Genomic DNA, 22068 nt, shown 5'->3' on the forward strand with positions numbered 1-22068 from the left:
GCGGCGGGGTTGATATTATATTTAACTATTATTGTTGAAAACAGTAGATACGGTTATTCACATAACAATCTGAGTTCACTACATAAGCCATTGTCCAAGAACTACCATTATTAGTCGATGTACCAGCGTCCCAATAATGATTGACTCCCGATGAAAAAACAACATCCCAATTCTCTCCGCACACTCCTAGAAGGTCATATCTTGCCACCTCCCCAAGCGTATTTGTGCCGGTAAAAACTCTACCCGATATAGAAACACCATCTTCGTTTATATCAATAGGTCTGTTTAAGTTACCATCTATTAAATCTGACCATCCCCCATAAGCTATTGTTCTAAGCGGAAATCCCGGTAAAACATAAGAAACATCATCTGATGCTTTAATAAAATTAAGAGCAGGAGAATAAATTTCTCCCCCAATTTTTCCACTTAACCACGCTTTATAAGTTACTCCCTCATAAGTATTAGTTGCTGAATTATAAGTTGGCTTAACTGAAGATGGTAAAACTGTAGAATTTTTTGCTAAATTATTACAAATTTTATCAGCAGCATCACGACCTACATATTCAATGTCATCTTGAATAACCCATATTCTTCCCTGGGTAGTCCCATTTGTCATACTTGATAATGTAATTTCATCGTCGGTTGGTGTTCCACCCGTAGCAAAGACATATTTTACACCACTTTCGTTACATAAACTTGTATTAAACGTACAATTTGGATTACAACTTAAGGTACCGCCACCATACCCCAAACTAGCACACGTTTCTGGGATAGCCACACCATCACAGTATTCACCCATTTCTACAATATTGTTGCCACAATCTGGTCCACCAGGACCAATCCATTCGGGCCATTCACTAATACAATTTTTATCACTACCCAAGCACAATTTTTCAACTGCCCAGATATCTTTATCAGCTTTTATATTTCCAGCCGTTTGCCCATTACCTTGCCCAATAATTACGCCAGGGTTAGTACCGTTTTTAATTACTATTCCATCTTGTACGCTTAAATCCCAACCTGCGTCAGGATTATTACCTCCAATTCCAAGACTTGTACCATCATTTAATAAGTTGCCAGCTGCTACCCAAGTTGTGCCGTTATATCTTAAAGTTTGATTATTACTTCCTGTAGGCAAACTAACCCCACCTTCATCATCAGCTGGCGCCCACTCCACACCATCCCATTTTAAAACCTGATTAATCGCTGGAGTTGAAGTAGCTAAGCTGCGCCCCTGTAATTCATCAGCATTCCATAGAGCTTGATCTTTTAAAGCGTTAATTTCTATACCATCAATATTTATACCAGTACCTGACTCGTAAGCAGTTCCCGTATTATCATCACTGGCACAATACCAAGCGTCTAAAGTAGTATTATATTTTAAAATTTGACCATTAGTTGCGCAATTTATAATCCCAAAATTATTACCAACCTTTTGTAATCCTTTGTTGGTTAAAACACCAAAAATCGTATCTGTATCTATATCGTCTACCCAACCCAATACACCCGTGCCCGTTACTTTCAAAACCTTGCCAACCGCTCCAATAGCCAACCTGGTTGGAATTCCGCTTGTTGAACCAAAAATAATATCACCCAAATTAGTCATTGGATTAGTCATCCCTCCACTGGCTGGAGTAACCCAACTAGCTAGACCGCTCGCGTCAGAAGTTAAAACCTTGCCCGTGCCAGGACTGCCTCCGGTGATTTTTACTTGACCGGCTACCTCTAATTTTGTGGCTGGGTTTTCCGTACCAAGACCCACATTGCCTGAGGTGTCAATCACAATATCATCAGTAGATCCATTGCGTCTAATTCTTAATTTTTCGTTTAAATCGTTCATGCCGATGAACCATTTTTCGGCCAAACCAGATCGATCCAATCTAAGACCTGTCCAAAGTTTGGTTGCACTATTATTAGCTAAACGAGCCATAGCTGTGCCTGTGGATAACAAATTTCGTATATCTAAAAGATAACCCGGATCAGTTAAACCACCTATACCTACATTTGTGCCGTTATTATATAAATTGCTATTAGCGATCCAATTCGTGCCATCATATCTTAAAGTTTGGCCACTAGCACCACTTGGCAAACCCGTACCCGCTATATCATCAGCTGGCGCCCACTCCACACCATCCCATTTTAAAACCTGGTTAATTGCTGGTGTAGAATTAGCTAAAGCTCTATCCTGTAACTTGTCAGCATTCCATATAGCTTGATCTTTTAAAGCATTAATCGTTGTTCCCACAAGACTGATACCAGTACCCGCACCATAATCTATTCCAGTGTTATCATCGCCAGCACAATACCATTCGTCGGATGAATTATATTTTAAAACTTGACCAATGGCACACTCTGGCAATCTCAGGACCACATCGCCGCTCGTTCCTCCGCCAGTCAATCCTGTGCCAGCAATAACACCCGTTATATCACCCTCACCACCACTTTCCGGCGTTGAACAAACTAAAATTCCATTATCATTTACACCAGAAACATATTGTCCACTTGGACAAGCACTGCCAATTTCTGTTTGATAAAGTCCATCGGTATATGAAGCGTTTAAACTCACAGTTGGCTGCGGCCCTCCCGAATTAGTTACTGTAATACCTGTGCCAGCTAAAACGTCTGTAATATCACCTTCGCCTAAACCAGCCGTTAAGTCGCTAAAGCTGCTCACGCAGTCTGTTCCATCTCCACCAACACAAAATTGCTCTTCAGCCCAAACCTTCTGATCTACCTTAAGATCGCCAGACCTCTGCCCTTCTCCCTCTCCAATCATTATTCCCCGCAAACCATTGCCTATGTAAATATTTGGTGTCGTTATTTTCCAAATTGTATTTGGCAGATGATCACCAAAAGCAGCTCCGAGCCTCACACTTAATTTATCTAAAATTACCAAAGCTGGTACCGCCTGAGCTGAAACGTTTTTTAAATTCCAAAGACTCAAAATCGATAAAGAAACCATAACTAAACATAAAGCTGAAATTCTAAAAATTGTTTTTTTATTCATAAAATTAAATTAATTTTAAAATATATTTATTTATTATATCTCAAATTTATCTTTCTTGCCATTCAGCTCCAGGATAACACAAAGTATTGGCTGGCCCCTGGCAAGTAAAAGTTAAAGATTCTAAGGTGTTATCGGCACTAATACAATAATAATAGTCAACACGTGGAATAATGTCTCTGTCAAAATAAACACACTCACCATTTTCACAATGGAAACTATCAGTTGTAAATTCACCGATCAGTTTACAATTAGCATCTTCTTCGCAACCCTCCATTGTACTTTTACAAGTTTCACAATAATCCGTATCAAATGTACGATAAACTTTGTAACTTGCGACATTTAAATCTTGCAACCAGTTTAATTTTATTTCTCCACAATGGTTATCATCAAAAAATACATTTTCTGGTGGCAAGGGTGGCCCCTCACATTCATTAGTTAAAACACTAACCCAACCCTCTATATTTTCTAAAAAATAATCATTTAGATTTGCTTCAACGCGATAACAATAATTGGTATTTTCGTTAACTAAATAATCCTGATAGTTAATTGATTCTAAATTTTCTATTAAAAGCTCTCCATCACCGCAACTTCCGCAGTCATCACTAATACAACGATAAATTGTATAATCATCAGCATAGCTTGAATCGTTCCACGTCAAAGACGTAGCTGAAACATCACCAACACAAATCGGACTAACCTCTAAATTAAAATCGCTTAACATGTTTAATTTTAATGGCAACCAACGAATCCATCCTGTTAAATCAGGGGCAAAGGCCTTATCTGCCATTTCATCTACCCCATCTAATGCTGTGCCATTTAATGAATTACCTAAAACACTATAACCATCAATTTCACTACGATATATTTTAGTTCCCCAACCTTCTCCACAAACATCCTGCCAGTTTGAATTTCCCCAACAGCCACTAAAAGTCACTCCATTACATTGGTCTGCTTGAAAAGCCACCCAACCGCAATCACCATAACCATCTATCCAATTCTCGTCATCTTTTATAATTAATTTTCCCCAACCTGAAAGTTTATAAACATTTTCTTCGTCAGTTTCTTCTGCTATTGCCCAAGCTGTTGTTTCGCCGGGAGGAGCTCCATAACCATCTTCAGTGCAAGTAGAGCCAAAACACATTCCAGTTGTCAATAAATTCCAAGCATTCCCAGTTACATTATACGGTCCATCACCAGACCAATCAACCTTAACCCCCATATCTATGGGGTAAAACACTTGTAATCCACTTTGGTCATTAAATGGATACGATGCATCTTCCCAGATTTCTACACCAGCGCCCTGATAAGTACAACTTAAGGCCAAAGTTGAATCTAGCCAATCAATATCTTCAAATATAACTCCCCACCCTCTCACATTGTGAGAGTCGGGATTGCAACCTTCAATCTGTGCATTAACCTTGATAGAATTAAAATTTTTAAAAATAAAAAAACAACTTATGCCTATAATCAAAATAGATATAATAAAAGCACCGATTATTTTTTTATTTTTAAATCTAGACATGATTAAATTTTAAAAACAATTTCTATCTTCTATATTATATCACTCTTTTGAAATAGAATAAATTAGTCTTCAAGATACTGAAAGCAATAGAGATGAAGTTGTTCTTTCCAGTCGTCATTAACACAGGGGAAACAATGATAATTTGGATATTTATTTTCACACCAACCTATTGCATCACCCGCGGCAGTACAGTCTACCCAATTTTTATCTTTTGAAGTAATTCTACCCCCAGTCGTTCCAGCTGGTATAGGACCACCAGTATGATAACTCCACGGATTCCATTCGTATTTGCTACCACAAAAAATTCCGCTATCAAATCCACTAATATTGATTGTGTCATATCCCTCAACTTTATTACCATTATATGACGTGCCCGTAGCAACATAGATATCCTCACTATTAATTATTACTCCATGCTCATTTTGATTAATTTCATGTTTTAAAATGTCATTTTCCGAATCACTAGTTGGAACTAATTGATAAAAATTATCAACTACAATAGTTTCATGATCCGGCAAACGGTATTCAAGCTCAGCGACCCTTGGATTATAAATTTCATCCTTGGCGTTTCTCCAAGGATCCGAAATCCAGGCTCGATATTGGCCAGGTAAATTAGCTGCCCTTGCTAAAGTTTGGCATTTATAATCTGCATCATCTACTCCCCTGTCTAAATTATCTCCGTCAAAATCTGGTTCTCCCCCAGTCTCTAAATAACCAACCATATATCTTTGACTTGTCACAAAAGTATATAAATACCGCCACTGACAAGTAAATGGATTGCAGTTGGCTGGAAAGGGCTTACCATCACACTGTTCGCCGTGATCAAGTTCACCATCACCACAATCTAATAATTCTGGATTAACTGCGCCATAAATCTGCCATTTTAAATTTTTAGTATTTAAAAGCCTTTCTGTACTTTGGTAAATTCCCCGAGTTCTAACACTCACACCAACAGCCAAATCGCTACTAGTGGCTTGAATAGAATATGTAATCTGATGTCCCATGTCATTAATAATTCTAATCTTGTGATAGTTATCTCTGTCTAAACCTATGGCAATTGTTTGCGGAAAGGTTTTATAAACATCATGCTGAACTATTTGCTGATCAGTTTTATTTATCGATACAACCACCATTGAACCGCCACTGCCACCAACCGTCAACCTATCGGGATAAATAATTCCTTCAATGTCTAAATCTAATTGATATGACTCTCTAGGTTGTAAAATTATCTCTAATGGCAGACTGACTGTTTCTAAATTATAATTTTCAAATTTATATTCTGCACCCGAATCTAATTCCCCCTCAAGACTTAAAGTATTAACATCTTCATACTCGTGATTAATTTTATTTAAAATAATTTCAGCCGCAGTTTCAGCCGCATAATAGGCCTTTTCAGAAGTACCAACCTTGCCGGTAATATTGAAAGTTTTAATTAAAATATCGCTAGCGACTAAAGCTGTGGCTAACATACCAGCTAAAATTAAAACTGCCAGTAATAAAGAGATACCATGTTGATTTTTAATTTTTTTAAATTTTAATTTCAGTTTTAACATAAAAATAAAAATTATTTCCTCTCAGTAAATCTCTGTGGGATAGTTTCTTGGACTAAAATTTCCGGCTCATTATTTTTAATTTGAACTCGCATGGAAATTGTCACTCGTGGCTGAAAAAAGTCCATTATCATCAGGCTTTTATTTACTGGTTGAATATAAAAATCTAAAGCTTCAATATTTAAATTTTCACTGCTTAAATTTGTAAAAACCGATGGCTCTTCGGGATCTTCAGGATCTTCAGGACAACTACTTTCATCACCAAAGGCCACTTGTAAAGTCTTATCTTTTAAGCGATAAACTAAACATTTATTTTCTTCATCAATTAAGGCTAATTCTTGAACCGAGCCACTCACACTTCCCCCATAATAATCATAATTAATTTCACTCATCCTAATTTTTTTTGTAAAGCTTTCCATAATATATTGTACTTCCTGTTGTAAAAGGGAAATCTCTTTTAAACTTTTATTGGTTTTCATACTCTGAATATAAATCCCCGAAACCGCCATAACTAACATAACTAATAAACCAGCCGAGACCACCATTTCGACTAAAGTAAAACCTTGTTGATTTTTAATTTCTTTTGGCTTAAAAATCTTAATTCTCATATTTAACTCTATGCCTATTTAATTTATTAATTATATAACTAATTTAACTATTTCCAATCAGTTAAAATCTCTTCCAATTCATAATTATATGTTTTACCGCGATCTTGCCATTGCACCCACGATTCTACTTTTCTTTGACGATTTGATTCTCCTGTCATCTCAGCGCTAATTGTAATCATCCGCCAAAAATTTGTTTCTGTGCCAGTATTAAAATGCGTAAAAAGTTGTGTTCCGCTTTCTTGGTATAATTTACAATCAACTATATTGCTGACTAAATTATCTAAATCATTATCATTATAATCAACTTTATATTTTCCAGCTGGTAAAAAATCAACCGTATCAGGATTCAACCAACGGCTATCGCGAATAGCTCGAGTAATTTCTAAACCCTCGCGCGCTAAATTAATCGCAACAATTCTCTGTCGACTGATACCACTGTTAAATAAACCACTAGCGGTCAAAGACATAATGGCCACAATGCCAGTAGTTAAAATTCCAAAAGCCACAATAGTTTCAATTAAAGATTGGCCTGAATTATTTTTTTGCATAAAATTAAAATATAAAAACAAAAATCCTATTCAATGGTTAAATCATCAAAATAAACATCACCAACTGACACTTTCCAATCCCAGACATCTCCCAATAATATTCGATTAAAAGACGAAATCGCGCTAGAGGTAGCAACAACAATATCGTCAATTTTTAAAACTACTCCACTACCAGAAGAATAATCAAACTCAAATTTATGCCAACCGGTAGTACGAGTTATATTTGTCCTTCCCCAACTTCCAATTCTATATACATATTCATTTTCTACACCAGTTCCCAACGTACTATCCGTATCTACTCCTAAAAAAACTGTTGTAATTCCATCATCAACCCAAACCCCAGTTGTCATTTCCGCATCACTCGCATTATCATAAAAATAAACAGTCACCCTTTCTCCGATAGCTCTAGTTTGAATTATATCTTTATTCTCATTAGTTGTGTAACTTTTTATCCCATCATGATAATAATATTCACTACTTGTTGGTGTCCCACCTAAAGACGTCCATCGACCAAAGCCATGTTCAAAATCTTCATGATAAAAATTAACAATCGGCTCTGGATTAACATATTTGCGAATTAAAACTTTACCTGGATGATATGTGGTGGTATAGCCATAATTATTATATAAACCTAAAATTTCATTGGCGGTTAATGAACGGTTAAATACCAACGCATCATCAATCGAACCATACCAAGCCTCAGAACTACCACCTGGATTCATACCTATTCTAAAATTATTATCCGATGCATCATATCCGGGCGTAACTCCAGTAGAATAAACTGCTAACCCATTTTTATAAAAAGATGTATTACTAGAACCAAAAACAGCACAAACATACTGCCAAGTGTTTAAATTCATTGACACGCCGGTAGATCTATAGGCACCTCCATCTGCAATTCGCCAAAGTCCGTAATGACCTTCAATTGCCCAATCCCATCCGCTATTATCTGTACTCATTAAATCATCAGTATTCATAGGGTTAGTTGGATAAGCCCAAGCACACATAGTGGTAGTATGGCCAGAAGACTGGTCTATATTTAAATTAGTAGCCACATAATCAGCGCCGTCAAAACTATAAGCCCCTCCGCGCATTCCATTGCTAATCCAAGTTGGACAACTCGTGCCAAAACATGTTCCATTATTTCCGTTGCCAGAAGTATCGGCATAACTGCCTGCCGTGTCAAAATCCCACGCGCCCACCACGCCATCTATCTCACGAATAAAAGTATTAGCTACACTGCTTTCGCTCGTTAAATCTGGATCACCATAATACATTTTAATATTATTATCGCCAATGTTTAATTGTGGCACTTTAACCCAAAAAACTGCATACAAATCACCAGAGCTTTCCATCCAATAAGATAAAAATTGAGTTTCATCTGCATTTAAAAATCTAATATCACCAAAGTCTTCTTGCATTTCTAGTTCTCTATCAACAATCACTTTGACCTGATAATCCGTTAGTATTTGGCTGGCTATATTAGTGATAGTAATTGTTTTTGAATCAGTAAAATCAAAATGACAATCTGCTTCACAGTTTATAAAAGTTTCATTTCCCTCACACACATCATCTCCACAATTTGACTCATCATCATCGCTTGTACTCTCGCAACCCTCATCAACCAAATCTACACTTCCATCTCCATCATTATCTACACTTCCATCTCCATCATTATCAATTCCATCACTACATTCAAAAATTAATCTTTCTTCATTTTCTAAATTGTAATTAACAATCGGTTCTGAATTTGCATATTTTCTGACCCTTACCCAATCTACTATTGTTGATGTATTTGCTGCCTCACTTAATCGTATCGTTATATATCTAATTAATGAAGAATTGGTTGTTGTCCTTGTGTCAATGATTGCTCCAGTTGAATAGTTTATTGTATACCAATTATACGCCGTATCTGTTCCATCCGTCCGCAACCAACGAGTTATATAATCAGTATTTGCATTTACTGTCGTATTCCATGTTCCATTCCAATAACATTTTCCTGTCGTGTAAGCCCATGAAGCACCATTATAAAAATAACCATAGTCAAATCCTATTGGACTCCCCCCTCCTAAGTTTGTAGCTGCATAAAATCTGTTTCTATAATATGCACCTTCTTTGTGCTTTGTCTCAATAAAAAACGATGGTGATGTAGGTATAAAAGCCGATGAAATTGACACTGGAACAATGCTAGTTGATGCTAAGGTAACCTGCCCGTTGGCTACGGTTATAGTCCCACCCGAAACATTTGTTGCCCAATTTGCCGCCAAGTTAGTTCCTATAAAATCATCAAAAAAATCAAAAGTTAAATCTCCATTACTTATTGTAGCCACATCTTCATTGCCATAATACATATAAATCTGATTATCGCCCATATCTAATTCTGGCACTTTAACCCAAAAAACTGCATAACTTTCTCTATAACTTTCACGCCAATAATTTAATTCTATTGTGTTGGTAGTTTGAGTAAAACGAATGTCGTCAAAATCTGGTTGCATCTTACCCTCTTCATAATTAACCTGGATTTTAACTTGATAATCGGTTAAAGTTTGATCTGAATTGTTATTAATTGTAATCGGCGTACGATATTTATAACCAGCCAAGCCAGCACAATCACTGTCATTTTCAACTGTACAACCTTCTGGACAACAACCGTCATCTGAGCCACCTTCCAATTTTAATCCACAAGCTACCGGCGAACATGTAGCATCACAGTCTGTACCCGAACACACCTGGCATGCTCCGCAATCTTCATCAGCGACACAAGTCACATTTTGGCATGCACCACTACAACATAATTGATCTCCGGGACAATCAATTGGCGTCCCACTACAACATGGTACCATTGTGTTATTATCTAAACATATACCCGCCCCCCCGACAACACCATTACATGCTGGCCGAAGAACACAACCACCGATGCCATCGCATTCCTGATGACACAAAGTATCATCTATAGCCGTGCAATCTGATTCACAACAATCCAAGGGACAATTATTGAAAGCTTCATCGCCCTCACAAACACCATCGATTTTACAAACTAACGAACTACGCTCGACTTCACCTGAGCGTAAAGAAATCTGACCACTGGTTGAAGAAATATCAATTATTTTTCCTTGAGTTTTCATTTCTAGGGCCATTGTAATTTTACAATCTGGTCCTGATATTTTTCCACTGGGTGGAATAAAAATAATCTCATCACCACCAACGACGCTTTGAATATAAACTTTTTTAGGCAAAACTGTTTCTTGAATTTTTTCATTTTCATCATAATCACCATCACCGTCATAATCAGCAAACAAAATATATCTGTCGCTTGGACTAGTAATTTTAACTCCATAACCACCCGCCGGACGCTCAGTCTGACCAGCTGGAATTTCTCCGGCCAAAGTTTTCATTTGAGCCTGACGCAAGACACTGGCCAACCTATCAGCTTCATCACTTAAACTCCTCTGACGTCCAGCCTCACGGTAATTAATTAAAACAATTCCCAATAATAAAACCATGATGCCGGTAGCCACCATTAATTCCGTAATAGTAAAACCGTGATGTTGTTTTTTTATTTTGGAAAACATTATTAAATAATTATTTTTAGAGAATAAAACCCTAGCGGAAAGTACATGGGGTTTGGGGTAACAACTAAATATTTTTTTTATATTATCCTAAATTTAGTTGTTGTCATCCTGAACTCTAGTCCGCCAAATCGGAGGATGTTTCAGGATCTGTTAACGCTTAAAAACTTAACTACAAATTGAGACGTCTCTCTTGGCCACAGATGCTGAAATAAATTCAGCACGACAATACTAATCCCTACTCACTACAACCTACTCACTACTCACTAGCCCAATCCCAACAATTGCACCAAAGATTGTCCCCAAAACATAGTTATTAAAGTTGCTGTAGTTAAAAATGGTGCAAATGGTATGCGACTCTTCCAACCTTTTTGATTAAATAAAATTAAACTTATACCTACAATCGAACCCAAAATATAAGCTAAAAATAAAGCGACCATTAATTCTGGCCAGCCTAATAAAAAGCCCATCATTAAACCCAAACGCATATCACCACCCCCAACCCATCGGCCCTTTGAAATTAAAAATTGAATTAGATAAAAACCTAAACCCACGCTACCAGCAATTAACAATTCCCACCAAACATAACCTAAAATTAAATTTAAAATTAAAGCTAATCCAACAGCGGGTAAAACAATTTTATCTAAAATCAATTCATGTTTTAAATCATAAACAAAAATCACGATTAAAAATAAAATCATCAGCCAATCTCGAGCTAACAACCACGTGTTATTAAAGTCTATCAAATAAGCTAAAACAAATAAGCCAGCCGCCGCTAATTCTACCCAAGGATATTGCCAGCTAATTTTTTGTTGACAATGCCGACACTTGCCTTTTTGAATTATAAAACTAACAATTGGAATTAATTCAAACCAACTTAAAAAATTTTTACATCGAGGACAAAAAGACCGCCCCTTCCAAGGCGATGATTTTATTTCTAAACGATAAATTAGGCAGTTTAAAAAACTCCCCAAACACAAACCTAGGATGAAAACGCCTGCAATTATCATACTTATATTATAACACTTTTAAATTATTTTAAAAAGTAATTTTATTTACAAAAAAGAACCCCGCAAAGCATTCTTTAAATTCCATTGCTTTATTGTACTAAGATAACTTTTTCTAAGTTTGATAAGTATTTATATCTTTACAATAGTCGTCACTAAAACAAACCCAAACACTATTCCAAATTCAAATGCACACTTTAATAAAAAAGGGCGCTTTAGCGCCCTCTATATTTGCTTAATAAACGAATATTCGTCTATATCTCCCTCATACATAAAATTATAGAGTGTATATTCTATTCTTGATCCGTTTTCTAAAATATAACCAACGGCATATCTTCTACGCCCAAACTCATATGTATCTAGATACAAAGAATCGCCATATACGCAAAAAACGTTTAATGGACCTAAGGGTCCAAAACTAATTGCGCACATATATGAATAACCCTCGATTCTTTCTATATCATCAGTGTAGTTTATGCTTGTATATTTCCATCTTCCGATTATATTTCTCCCCAACGATACATCAGCTTCAATAGTATCGCCGGGTAAGACGTCTACTATTTTGGGCACGGAAATATAAGTATCTTTTACTAAATCGATCGTATACTGGCCCTCCTTAAGCATAAAAATATGTGGTGAGTTGATCTGAGCAGAAGAATCATTGATTATGATTGTGCCCACATAATTACTGGGAATAGCTCCGACTCTTACCCAACCATAGCACAACGTATCAACTCCATCATCATCTGGTGGGTTGGTAACTACATTTTTACCACAACCCATAATCGCGATGAAAATAACAAATAAGATGCACCCCCATGCAATCATCTTACTAAGCATAGCAATACCTCCTTTGGTATTTTTAAGTTTACAATGAACCTGTAAATGAATGTGATTTTATTATATTGTTTTTATTTATATTTGCCAAGTATGTTTATCTAAAATAATTATTATTGAATTACTATAATTTGTTTATCAAAATTCACCCATGATTCATTAGATGCAGTATTGCATTCATCTAAAAATTCACTCTTAAAACACCCGCTCTGGCCTCCGTTTGTGTGACAACTCCCCGTGCACCACCCCCAGTTATCCTGAACCTGAATGCGCGGTTTGTAGATATTAACAGTTTGATTGATCCCATCTATGACCATATCTTTTTCACAATTGTCTTCTCTATCTATACGAAAATCGCAAGAAGGCAAATCGTTTTTATAAGCATACACATGTGTCATGGCAAAATATGCATCATTCATACACCCTGCTTCGGAAGTCCCAAATGAGGTATTGTTGCAATCATCCCAGCGATTTTTCAATAAAACATTGTCTTTTTCCCAAGCATTTGATTCATCGCCAGCGTCGACTACTATTCTACGAATTGGCATCTGATTATCATCTGCTTTGGCATAAAAACGAATCTCGGCGCGTTCACCGTTTTTAATAACTGGGCTACCATCAATATATTTATCAGTCGGACTAATTACGTCAAAATTATTAGAAGTCTCCACACCTTTTACTTGTGGTGGAATGCCACAATAGGTTGTAGCCGTGCCAGCATCTCGAGTTGAAAAAGGACACAAGGTTGAAGGTGGCGACCACGCGTGTGTTGTTGTTAATAGATTATATTCAAAATCATCAATATTAAATTCATATACCCCATTGGCCGAAGCGAAAACTCTATCCAAACCACTACTGATATAAGTAATCCCATCTCTCCAACTACTAGAATATATCGCATACATCGCCCCAGCATAATCAACGCACACACCTAACCCACTATTGTCGGTTATGTAGGTATCTAAAATGTTACTACTTGAACCAATCGCTCCCCATGGTTTACAATTTGAATTTAAATCTTTATCATCAATAGAACTAAAACCTATTGCTGTATCGTAATTTTGCATTCGACTAATATTCTGCCAATTATTAACCCGGTTCGTCCAAGCTTGTGTTAAAGTGGGAAAATTTGTGCTATTTTCCGTCACATCAACTACCGTTTTACAACCTTGTTTGAGATGAATTTTTATATTTTCAATTAAAAAGGCTAAAGAACCGCCATAATCTTCCGCTCTTATTCCTATGGATTTTAATGAGTCATCATCGTTCCACCTCACCCAAAAACCTATTTTTCCCCCATCATCACAGGCGCTGCATTTTGGATATTTATCACCTTCCGAAATATCTCCTCCTATATAAATCTCGTCATCCCCACTTGAAATTTGTATTGACACATTTAGATAATTTGGGCAATCAGGACATCCCATACCATCGTTATTATCGTCATTCCCACATCCACTATGTTCACAATTGTTTTCTCCGGTTGTATCTTCAAGAGAAAAATCCCCGTCAGGTGAATACACTTCTATATATATTTTTTCTATTTGATCTCTAAATAAAGAATTGCCAAGCCAATTTCCAAAACTCCATTCGCTCCATGAGTCACCGGAACAATCCTTATTGTCAGCCACTTCATAATATCCACCCACAAAATGAGTAATTGGCGCACAACACCACTGGCCACAAACTGGAGATTTGTCACACATATTATCTCCGCAACCACTACAGCTTCCTTGCTTGCTTGGTCCACTAAAAAATTCTGTTGAATTATTTTTATCAATATTAATCACTGGTGCATCTTCCATCTCCTCCACACAATACCATGGTTGATCAGCAAAATAGGCTGCTTCTGGTTGGAGATTAAAAATTGAGACCTCGCCCAGAGTTTCATCCACCGGATCCCAAGACATACAAGCGTTAATATCTTCGTGTTGTGAGGGATCTGTTTCTAAACAATATCCACCCCAAGAATAGTATAAATCATCGCGTTGTTTCAATGCACAACTCCCCATTTCAGATCCACAATCACTATCGGTTTTACACCGATTACCAATTTGATAGCCAGTATCCACTGAAACACAAATACCTTCCGGAATGCAAGTTTCTCCGGTTGGGTCGTCATTAACATCACCAATACACCCCGAAGTATTAATATTATAATATCTAACTTCTGAACCATATTTAACTTTGCGATATTTTAATTGACATTCTTCACCGCTATCATCATCACACACATTAGCTTCCGGATAATATGGCCTACCCTGGGTTGTGTAAGCCTGCTCATCCATCCCAGCCGCAAAGGGACTATCCTTTTCAGCATATAAACGCGTACTGGCTTTAACTACGCATGCACCATCGCCGCAAATTTGATTGTCTGGACATTGATCATCACTAGCACAGCGACAATGGTTAATAGTTAAATCACAAGTTTGGCTTAGGATACAGTCACTATCATTAATACAAAAATCATTACTCAAACCATAGTCTATCCAACATTCATCACCATAACATTTTCCCGGACAACTGCTACTAGTATCTCCCTCAGAACAACCTTGTAAGTCTTCCTTATAAATATAAGTTCTGGCATAAAATTCCGGATCATCGGGCGCGCCAGTACCGTATTTTTGAGTGGTTAAAAATTCAATGGGTTCTAAATTATTAATAGACCAACCAGAATAATCTTCGCCCTGCCAAGAAATATCGCGTTGTTGATAGGCCTCAACTGCTCTAGTCACAGCCACACACGTGCCAGCCCCGACATAGCTTCCACCTGGACAACTTGAAGTTAAACCATAATCCGTGCTACATACATTTCGACGATATCTATATTTATCATCCCAATCTTCTGATCGATCTAAACCCAAACAGGCTTCATTAATTCCACAATCAAAATCACTCAAACATGGTTCATTTATATGTGTCTCAACGTGAACCATACCCGACCCTGGACAAGTACCTAGGGGATCCTCCGTATCACCAATTTGATTACACCGACCATAATTAATACATTTTGCTTTCCATTGACCTTCAATATTGTCCCATTCATAATCCGTATCGGTGCAATATAACCATTCTGAACATTGACGATCACGCCTAACTTTTAAAATAGTATTTGTATCATCATAACCATAAATAAAATTGTCCGTGCCACCAGTTCCTCCAATTTCTCCATCACAACCACCGCCTGACGATTCTCCACAACTTGTTGGTGCCATACTTTTACCATCTTCTTCATCACTAGAAATATAAGTTCTAACTGCGTTATATTTTAAATTCGACTGATTGGTGTTATTTAATAAGACGCAACCCTCTTTCAAAGACACCTGGCCGTTACACGAAGTTGTGTCTAATTGTTCATTATCTAAATAATAATAAGCATCAATCACTTTTAATTCTAAATTATCAAACAAGGTTGTGGCATTAAAACCAGCCTGACATTGTTTAATTCCACTTGAATCACAAGATGATGGAGGTAAAACGACTTGAGCCTGAACTGATTTAAATATTTTAGACCATAATTTTTTAAACAAACTAGCCGTTACACCACCGCCACCAGACCAACTTCCGCTAATACTTTTTGTCGTACCTTGTAATCTAATACTAATTTTATTAACCTCATCGCCGGTCTTAAAGGCGCCTGAAATTTGATACCAATTATCTATATCACCTAAATCACTTATTTTTACTTCCAAAGCTAAACCTTGATCCGGCCACTCTCCATTACCACGTTTATCGATAGATCTAATTATTGATTCAAAGCCATAAACCGATTCTAAACGCATACCCGGATTCTCATTAACTGACCCACTATAACCTGCTGGCCCAATTAATATTTTAGCAATATCTTCTTCGTGCAAAGCTTTTACTAAAGCTGTAAATTTATAAACTTGATTAGGCGCCACATCAATAAATTGATACACCTCAGCGGGTTTAATTTGCGTCGCCCCACAGCATGGACCATAATTATTCCATGGATTACCTGGCATAATAACACTCGAATTATTTGTGCCCTGAGTAGTATTGAGATAAGGTTTATTGCCAGACCATAATGTCGTTGGACTGGTTGTCGGAATAACGCCACTGCTAGTATTCCAGGCCGTCACATTCCAATCATCCACTGTCTCAAAATCCGCATCAGCAATTAAATTGTCTCCATGAGCATATGTGTCAGCAAATAAAGTACACTGATTCATGTCTGTTTTACATTCACCAGCATAACCACTATATGTCGAATTTGTTCCATTGTCCCAATTTTCAATATAACCCGTATTGTTGCACAAATTATCAGTTCCCTTGATAAACCACTTGTTTTCTACGCCATGTCTATATTCACAAATAAAAGGATCTGGATCAATAAAATAATTTGAACCACCCTGACTATCAACAAATTCCTCACAACCATCATGAGTAGCGTCACATAAAATAGCTCCTGAAATTGGCTTTTGGGGAGTAGATTGATATTTTTCTGGATCATTAATTAAATAACGCTCACTCCAACTATAACCTTCCATGTTTTGGTCTGGCAAACCCAATCTTTGACAGCCTTTATTTTCATAAGAACATTCGTAGCCTTCATTATAAATTAAAGGCAAAAATGCATCACTTGTTATAGTTATATTATCTATTAAACTCTCGCCATCTAAAGGATTATCATTATTTTTGTTAAACGTCTGTGCATAAGGTGAAATTGAATTTTGTGTATTAATAAATATCTGACAACCAACTACCTCTGACGAACATAAACTACTAAATGATTTTAAATAATATTCTTGATTGGATGAATCACGGTAAGCCTGACAACCCAATTCGCCATCACAAACACTGGGATCGTCCCAAGAATTTTGAATTAAAAATATGTTTTCGTTAACTTCGGTTAAAATTATTTTATCTAAAAAGTAATTAAATGAACCAGTCGCACCAAAAACAACAGACGATGAGTCAGACCAAGTTTGATCTATAAAAATAGGTCCAAATTTATAATAACCCCAATCTCCTATCAAAGTAGCGGTATAAACTTCTGATGAGTTAGAGCCATCACTTAATTGTGCATTCACCGTTCCCAAACCCTTAGCCCAAAAAGATAATATATATGATTTATTTATTTCTGGTGGAGATATAAATCTTCGAGAATTATTAGTAATATTAATTGAGTGTCCGCCAATTTCTAAATTTTCATTTGATAAAACACAATTTCCGCCCAAGCATAACCAATCAGTTGGAGAAATCATACCATTTTCAAAATCATCACTAAAAATTTCTTTGATATTGTTAGAAAAATTACCTTTATATTCTCGACAACCGACGTTATTGGTCGTGCACATAACACTTTCATTGGCCATTAAATTAAACAAACACTCTCCGTTGTACCAATGGCCGACGGGGCAATCTTCATTATTTAAGACTTCATCTCCTGTCACGTCAGTTAAAGTTTTACGATACGGATAACACTCATTCGAACAGGTTATAACTTTATTACGATCAGTATGATAAATATTTCCATTTTCATCATAATATTCTAAACAATCTGGGTCATCACCATAAGTGCAAGAATCTGCCATGCCACATTGAGCAGCGGCCGGTTCCCAAGCACCCTGTAATTCAGTGCATGGCTCTACTCCATAATTCGAAATTAAATTATGTGGCTTTAATTGATAGCCTAAACGATCATCACCCTCCCAAGTGTAATATGTTTGACATAAATTATTACTAGGTTTTTGACAATTACGTACTGCAGAATAATATTCCAAACCCTCACCGCCGGTTGCTATGTCATCTAAGTTAGTATATTCAGCACACCCAACCTGATTTGCTGCACAGGTTTGACCGCTTTCTGCAATCATATCAATAAAACCATCCGTAACATTATGACTATCCCATTCTAAAGGCACTTGTTTATAAGTCTGGAAACCATTACATTCTGGCAGACACATATCATCCTCAGAAACAATGGCAGTTAAAGCTGGATCATTATTTTCGGGGGTATATTCTTCACAGCCAATATCACGAGCACTACAACTAGCTATATAATTTGAACAATATGGCGAATCATTATCTTTGTCATAATCATAACAATTATAATAATCCGGCGCTTTTTTTAAATAAACATTTCCACCACCACCATACTCTTTATATGCTGTAGCAGTCGAACCCACTTCCAGTTGAATATTGTCGTACCAAATATTACTGGTATTTAATTTAACAAAAGGACCAGGATGAAAACTTAACATTATACTGTCATTAAAAAAATAAGAAACAGTCAAAGAAACCTCCTGATAAGTACCTGCCGTTAAATTAGCATTTAAATTAATTACTTGATTGGTTGTCCCTATATCTGTATTTATATTAGCTGATTTATCAACTACCGTCATAACGTCATTTTTTTGAGATGGAACTAAGCTAAAAGAAATAATATCCACGCTATTTATGTCTGCCTCTGGTTTTACCCAAGCTGATAATGTATAAGTTTGTTTAATTTGATCATAAAAAATGTTTGGCAGATTAATTGTGTATCCACCCTTAACGGCTATATTACCTGAAATACTTTCAGCACCAGTATTATTAAAATTTGTAATTTCTTGTATATTATTTAAAATAGGTTTACCGTCATCATTGGTAATTTCAAAACTACCATTCGGTACAAAATTAACACCTGATTGTAACGAAATAAATTGGGTGCAACCATCATTTTGACTATCACACTCTTCAACCTGTTTATTTAAATACACTCGATCATAACTGGCGTCATCACCACAAGTTAACATGTCGTCCCCCTCCCAGTTAGCGCTATCATCTTGACAAGTACTATACCACCGACAGCCTACATTTGAAGCGTTACAACCATCAAAATCTAAAGTACTTTCTAAATAATTAAAACTGGCACCATCTGATGAACGCGTGTAGGCCGTACAAGTATCATAATATTCTGGACAAGCATCAGCTTGTGGAAAAGCCCAGGTATTTTTTTCTTTAGTACATTGCCCCCAAGCTAAACATCCCCCCATACCATCTTCTTGTAAACAATCTTCCGTTTTAGCACAATATTCTTCACGCTCAGCTGTACCAGATAAAGGCGTAGCTCCGTAGCCCTGAGCAACACATTGCATTAGTGGTGCTTTTAATACCCAGTTTGGATCAACAAGATGATAAAATACGCTTTCTGAATTATTAAAATTATTAACAATAGTATTTAAGCTTGATTTAGCCCCAGCTTCGCCTTCGTTAATTAAAGCAGCGGCAATCTCTAAACCTAGGGGGACCACCCTATATTGACGTAGTTTTTTTATATTCGTTAAAGAATAACGTCTATTATAATCTTGTGTTGAATCTTTAATTGTTGGATCGCTCACCAACCAAGAGCCATTTAAATAATTTTTTTCTAAAGCTTCTTGAATGGTTACTCCTTCACGAATAGCTGCTGCAAAACGACTATCTATAACACAATTATTTGGACCAGCATATTTCGCTTCCGGACAGGCGGTAAATTCAGTTAAAATATCTACTTCTCCTGAAGTACTTGTAATCGGAGGAGTCATAATACTAGACAAAACTTCACTTGCCTGCTCTCTGCCTGGACGACTCCTAACTTCTCCCCAACTCTCTGAATCTTCTTCCTTATTATTTAAAAGACCTATCAATCCTTTGTTAAATCGTTGTGTTAGCCTCGCAGCTAAAGTATTTGCAAAGGTTGTTACAAAAAGATTTAATGGACTTTTAAATTCTCCCGCCATTTCAATCTGTTTATCCCACCAAGTTTTACCAGTATCAGATAATTGTCCAACATCTTCCCCCGTCATTTGTGTTGGTTTAATTAATTTACCACTAATGGGGTCTTTTCTAGTTTTTAATCCAGCTTCTTCATAAGCTCTATTTAATTTAGCTATTTCTTGTTGTTTTTGCTCTTCTTCTGATAATTCATCCCATAAGCTCAAAAATGTTCCAACATCATTTTGCTGAGGATCAAATTGCAGACTAAAATAATCTAAAAATTGATTTGATTCTAATTCTGCGGCAAATTTCTTCCAGTTGCCCTCAATTTCTCGCCATTCACATTTAGGTTTGGCTTGTGTTGGCTCAGTAAACTTAACCAAACCAATAACTAAATCAAACTTTTTTTGTTGAATTCTAGGCTCGCACAAATTAAAGCCTAAATACTCTTCAAAAGATTCTGATATTCCTCCAATGAATTCGCCAGCAGCCGCTTCTCCCGCATCTTGCATATAATCACCCCACGGCTTATGATAAAATAATGGCTTTCCTCCCTCACCGCCACTAGCCAAATCTACAGCCAAATCATGAGCCATTTTTTGGGTGTACATCTGAATAGAACTATTAATAGTTTGCAAAACAGCAACGTTCTTAACCGCTTCCCAAGCTTTTTCGCCTAGTGTCTTTGCCCATTCTCCAATCATTTCAATCAAATTAGCTGGATCAAATGTTATACCAAAAACTGCTTGAGCTGGTTGCGGATATAAAAAAATCGGCAAAACTAATTGACTAGCAAAAACAAATAAAACTAGAGTATAAATTATTTTTTTAAATTTTTCAGATAGCTTAAACATATTTTAAAATTATATTTATTTTATTAATTGGCTTCTTGTCTTAAAGACTCTAAAACTGTAGCTTTTAAAGTTTCATCGTCCATTGAATCTAAAACTTCAGGGTCAAAACCTTCTGAAATCATTAAACTTCTCAACTCGCTAGCAGACATCTTTTCAAAATAATCTAACATTGATTGCTGATCAGAATTTTCAACCTGGGTTTGATTTAAAACCTCCAAATCTAAACCACCAGTCTCTTCTATGGTTTCTTGATAAACTTCAAACAATGTTTGATCATCGGTCTGATTTAAAACATCTTGTGGAACACCAGCTTGCAATAATAATTCGCGCAACTCTTGACTCTCGAGATCACTCGTTGAAAATGTATCTAAATTATTAATATTTTCGATTGGTTGATTATTGTTGGTATTTTCATTAACAACACCACAATCCTGACCCGGCGCACAATTAGGATTTTCGCCGGTAGTTATTTCTTCTTGATCGGACTTACCATCACTATCTGAATCAACTAAATATGGACTAGTTTTGTAAATATATAATTCCTCAAAATCAGTTAGACCGTCTTGATCGGTATCTTTATTTTGTAAACCTATTAATTCTTCATCTGAAACTACCATTTCACTGTCTTCTTGAGATTTTTCAATTAAATCTTTTTGCCAATCAGTAAAAGATGATCTAAGGTTTGATCGAAAAGAAAAAAAAGCAATAATAATGATAAAAAAAGTTAAGCCAATTAACCCCCAAAAACTAGCTTTCTCTCCTTGTGGAGTATTAAACCAAGACAACCTTTTTTCGTAATTATTCACACAATTAAAATTAGATTAAGATACCTATTATTATAACACTTGATAAAAATTCCGCC

Annotated in this window: 10 protein-coding genes; all 10 read right to left on the reverse strand. The window is 36.3% G+C overall.

Annotated features, from left to right (window positions below):
* Positions 1-28 precede the first annotated feature (28 nt).
* The 10 genes from PHS07_02255 to PHS07_02300 all read right to left on the reverse strand — a co-directional run bounded on the left by PHS07_02255 (position 29) and on the right by PHS07_02300 (position 22012).
* A complete protein-coding gene (locus PHS07_02255; protein ID MDD4607139.1) occupies positions 29-3007 on the reverse strand; it encodes a hypothetical protein in 2979 nt (992 codons plus the stop codon).
* A gap of 46 nt (positions 3008-3053) precedes the next feature.
* Positions 3054-4529, reverse strand: a complete 1476-nt coding sequence (locus tag PHS07_02260) for a hypothetical protein (GenBank protein MDD4607140.1) — start codon at positions 4527-4529, stop codon at positions 3054-3056.
* Between the two features lie 62 nt (positions 4530-4591).
* Positions 4592-6082, reverse strand: a complete 1491-nt coding sequence (locus PHS07_02265; protein ID MDD4607141.1) for a hypothetical protein — start codon at positions 6080-6082, stop codon at positions 4592-4594.
* A gap of 11 nt (positions 6083-6093) precedes the next feature.
* Positions 6094-6687, reverse strand: a complete 594-nt coding sequence (locus PHS07_02270; protein MDD4607142.1) for a prepilin-type N-terminal cleavage/methylation domain-containing protein — start codon at positions 6685-6687, stop codon at positions 6094-6096.
* A gap of 47 nt (positions 6688-6734) precedes the next feature.
* Positions 6735-7235 (reverse strand): hypothetical protein, encoded by a 501-nt coding sequence (locus PHS07_02275; GenBank protein ID MDD4607143.1) that lies wholly within the window; start codon positions 7233-7235, stop codon positions 6735-6737.
* Between the two features lie 26 nt (positions 7236-7261).
* Positions 7262-10807, reverse strand: a complete 3546-nt coding sequence (locus tag PHS07_02280) for a DUF2341 domain-containing protein (GenBank protein MDD4607144.1) — start codon at positions 10805-10807, stop codon at positions 7262-7264.
* A 263-nt stretch (positions 10808-11070) separates the two neighbouring features.
* A complete protein-coding gene (locus PHS07_02285; protein ID MDD4607145.1) occupies positions 11071-11814 on the reverse strand; it encodes a prepilin peptidase in 744 nt (247 codons plus the stop codon).
* 222 nt (positions 11815-12036) lie between these two features.
* The gene (locus PHS07_02290; protein ID MDD4607146.1) at positions 12037-12651 is read right to left on the reverse strand and encodes a hypothetical protein; all 615 of its coding nucleotides are present in this window, start codon (positions 12649-12651) and stop codon (positions 12037-12039) included.
* A gap of 110 nt (positions 12652-12761) precedes the next feature.
* Positions 12762-21206, reverse strand: coding sequence for a hypothetical protein (locus tag PHS07_02295; GenBank protein ID MDD4607147.1), 8445 nt, complete (start codon positions 21204-21206; stop codon positions 12762-12764).
* Positions 21207-21229: 23 nt separating this feature from the next.
* Entirely contained in the window at positions 21230-22012 is a 783-nt protein-coding gene (locus PHS07_02300) for a hypothetical protein (GenBank protein MDD4607148.1), read from the reverse strand.
* Between the last annotated feature and the right edge of the window lie 56 nt (positions 22013-22068).

It is taken from the genome of Patescibacteria group bacterium, from assembly GCA_028707495.1.
In the GTDB taxonomy this organism is placed as follows: domain Bacteria; phylum Patescibacteriota; class Patescibacteriia; order UBA2591; family JAQWAS01; genus JAQWAS01.

What these genes read in the sequence shown, in the direction of transcription:
- PHS07_02260 (MDD4607140.1), bottom strand. Translation starts at nt 4,529, where the DNA reads ATGTCTAGATTTAAAAATAAAAAAATAATCGGTGCTTTTATTATATCT.
- PHS07_02255 (MDD4607139.1), bottom strand. Translation starts at nt 3,007, where the DNA reads ATGAATAAAAAAACAATTTTTAGAATTTCAGCTTTATGTTTAGTTATG.
- PHS07_02270 (MDD4607142.1), bottom strand. Translation starts at nt 6,687, where the DNA reads ATGAGAATTAAGATTTTTAAGCCAAAAGAAATTAAAAATCAACAAGGT.
- PHS07_02285 (MDD4607145.1), bottom strand. Translation starts at nt 11,814, where the DNA reads ATGATAATTGCAGGCGTTTTCATCCTAGGTTTGTGTTTGGGGAGTTTT.
- PHS07_02295 (MDD4607147.1), bottom strand. Translation starts at nt 21,206, where the DNA reads ATGTTTAAGCTATCTGAAAAATTTAAAAAAATAATTTATACTCTAGTT.
- PHS07_02265 (MDD4607141.1), bottom strand. Translation starts at nt 6,082, where the DNA reads ATGTTAAAACTGAAATTAAAATTTAAAAAAATTAAAAATCAACATGGT.
- PHS07_02290 (MDD4607146.1), bottom strand. Translation starts at nt 12,651, where the DNA reads ATGCTTAGTAAGATGATTGCATGGGGGTGCATCTTATTTGTTATTTTC.
- PHS07_02275 (MDD4607143.1), bottom strand. Translation starts at nt 7,235, where the DNA reads ATGCAAAAAAATAATTCAGGCCAATCTTTAATTGAAACTATTGTGGCT.
- PHS07_02280 (MDD4607144.1), bottom strand. Translation starts at nt 10,807, where the DNA reads ATGTTTTCCAAAATAAAAAAACAACATCACGGTTTTACTATTACGGAA.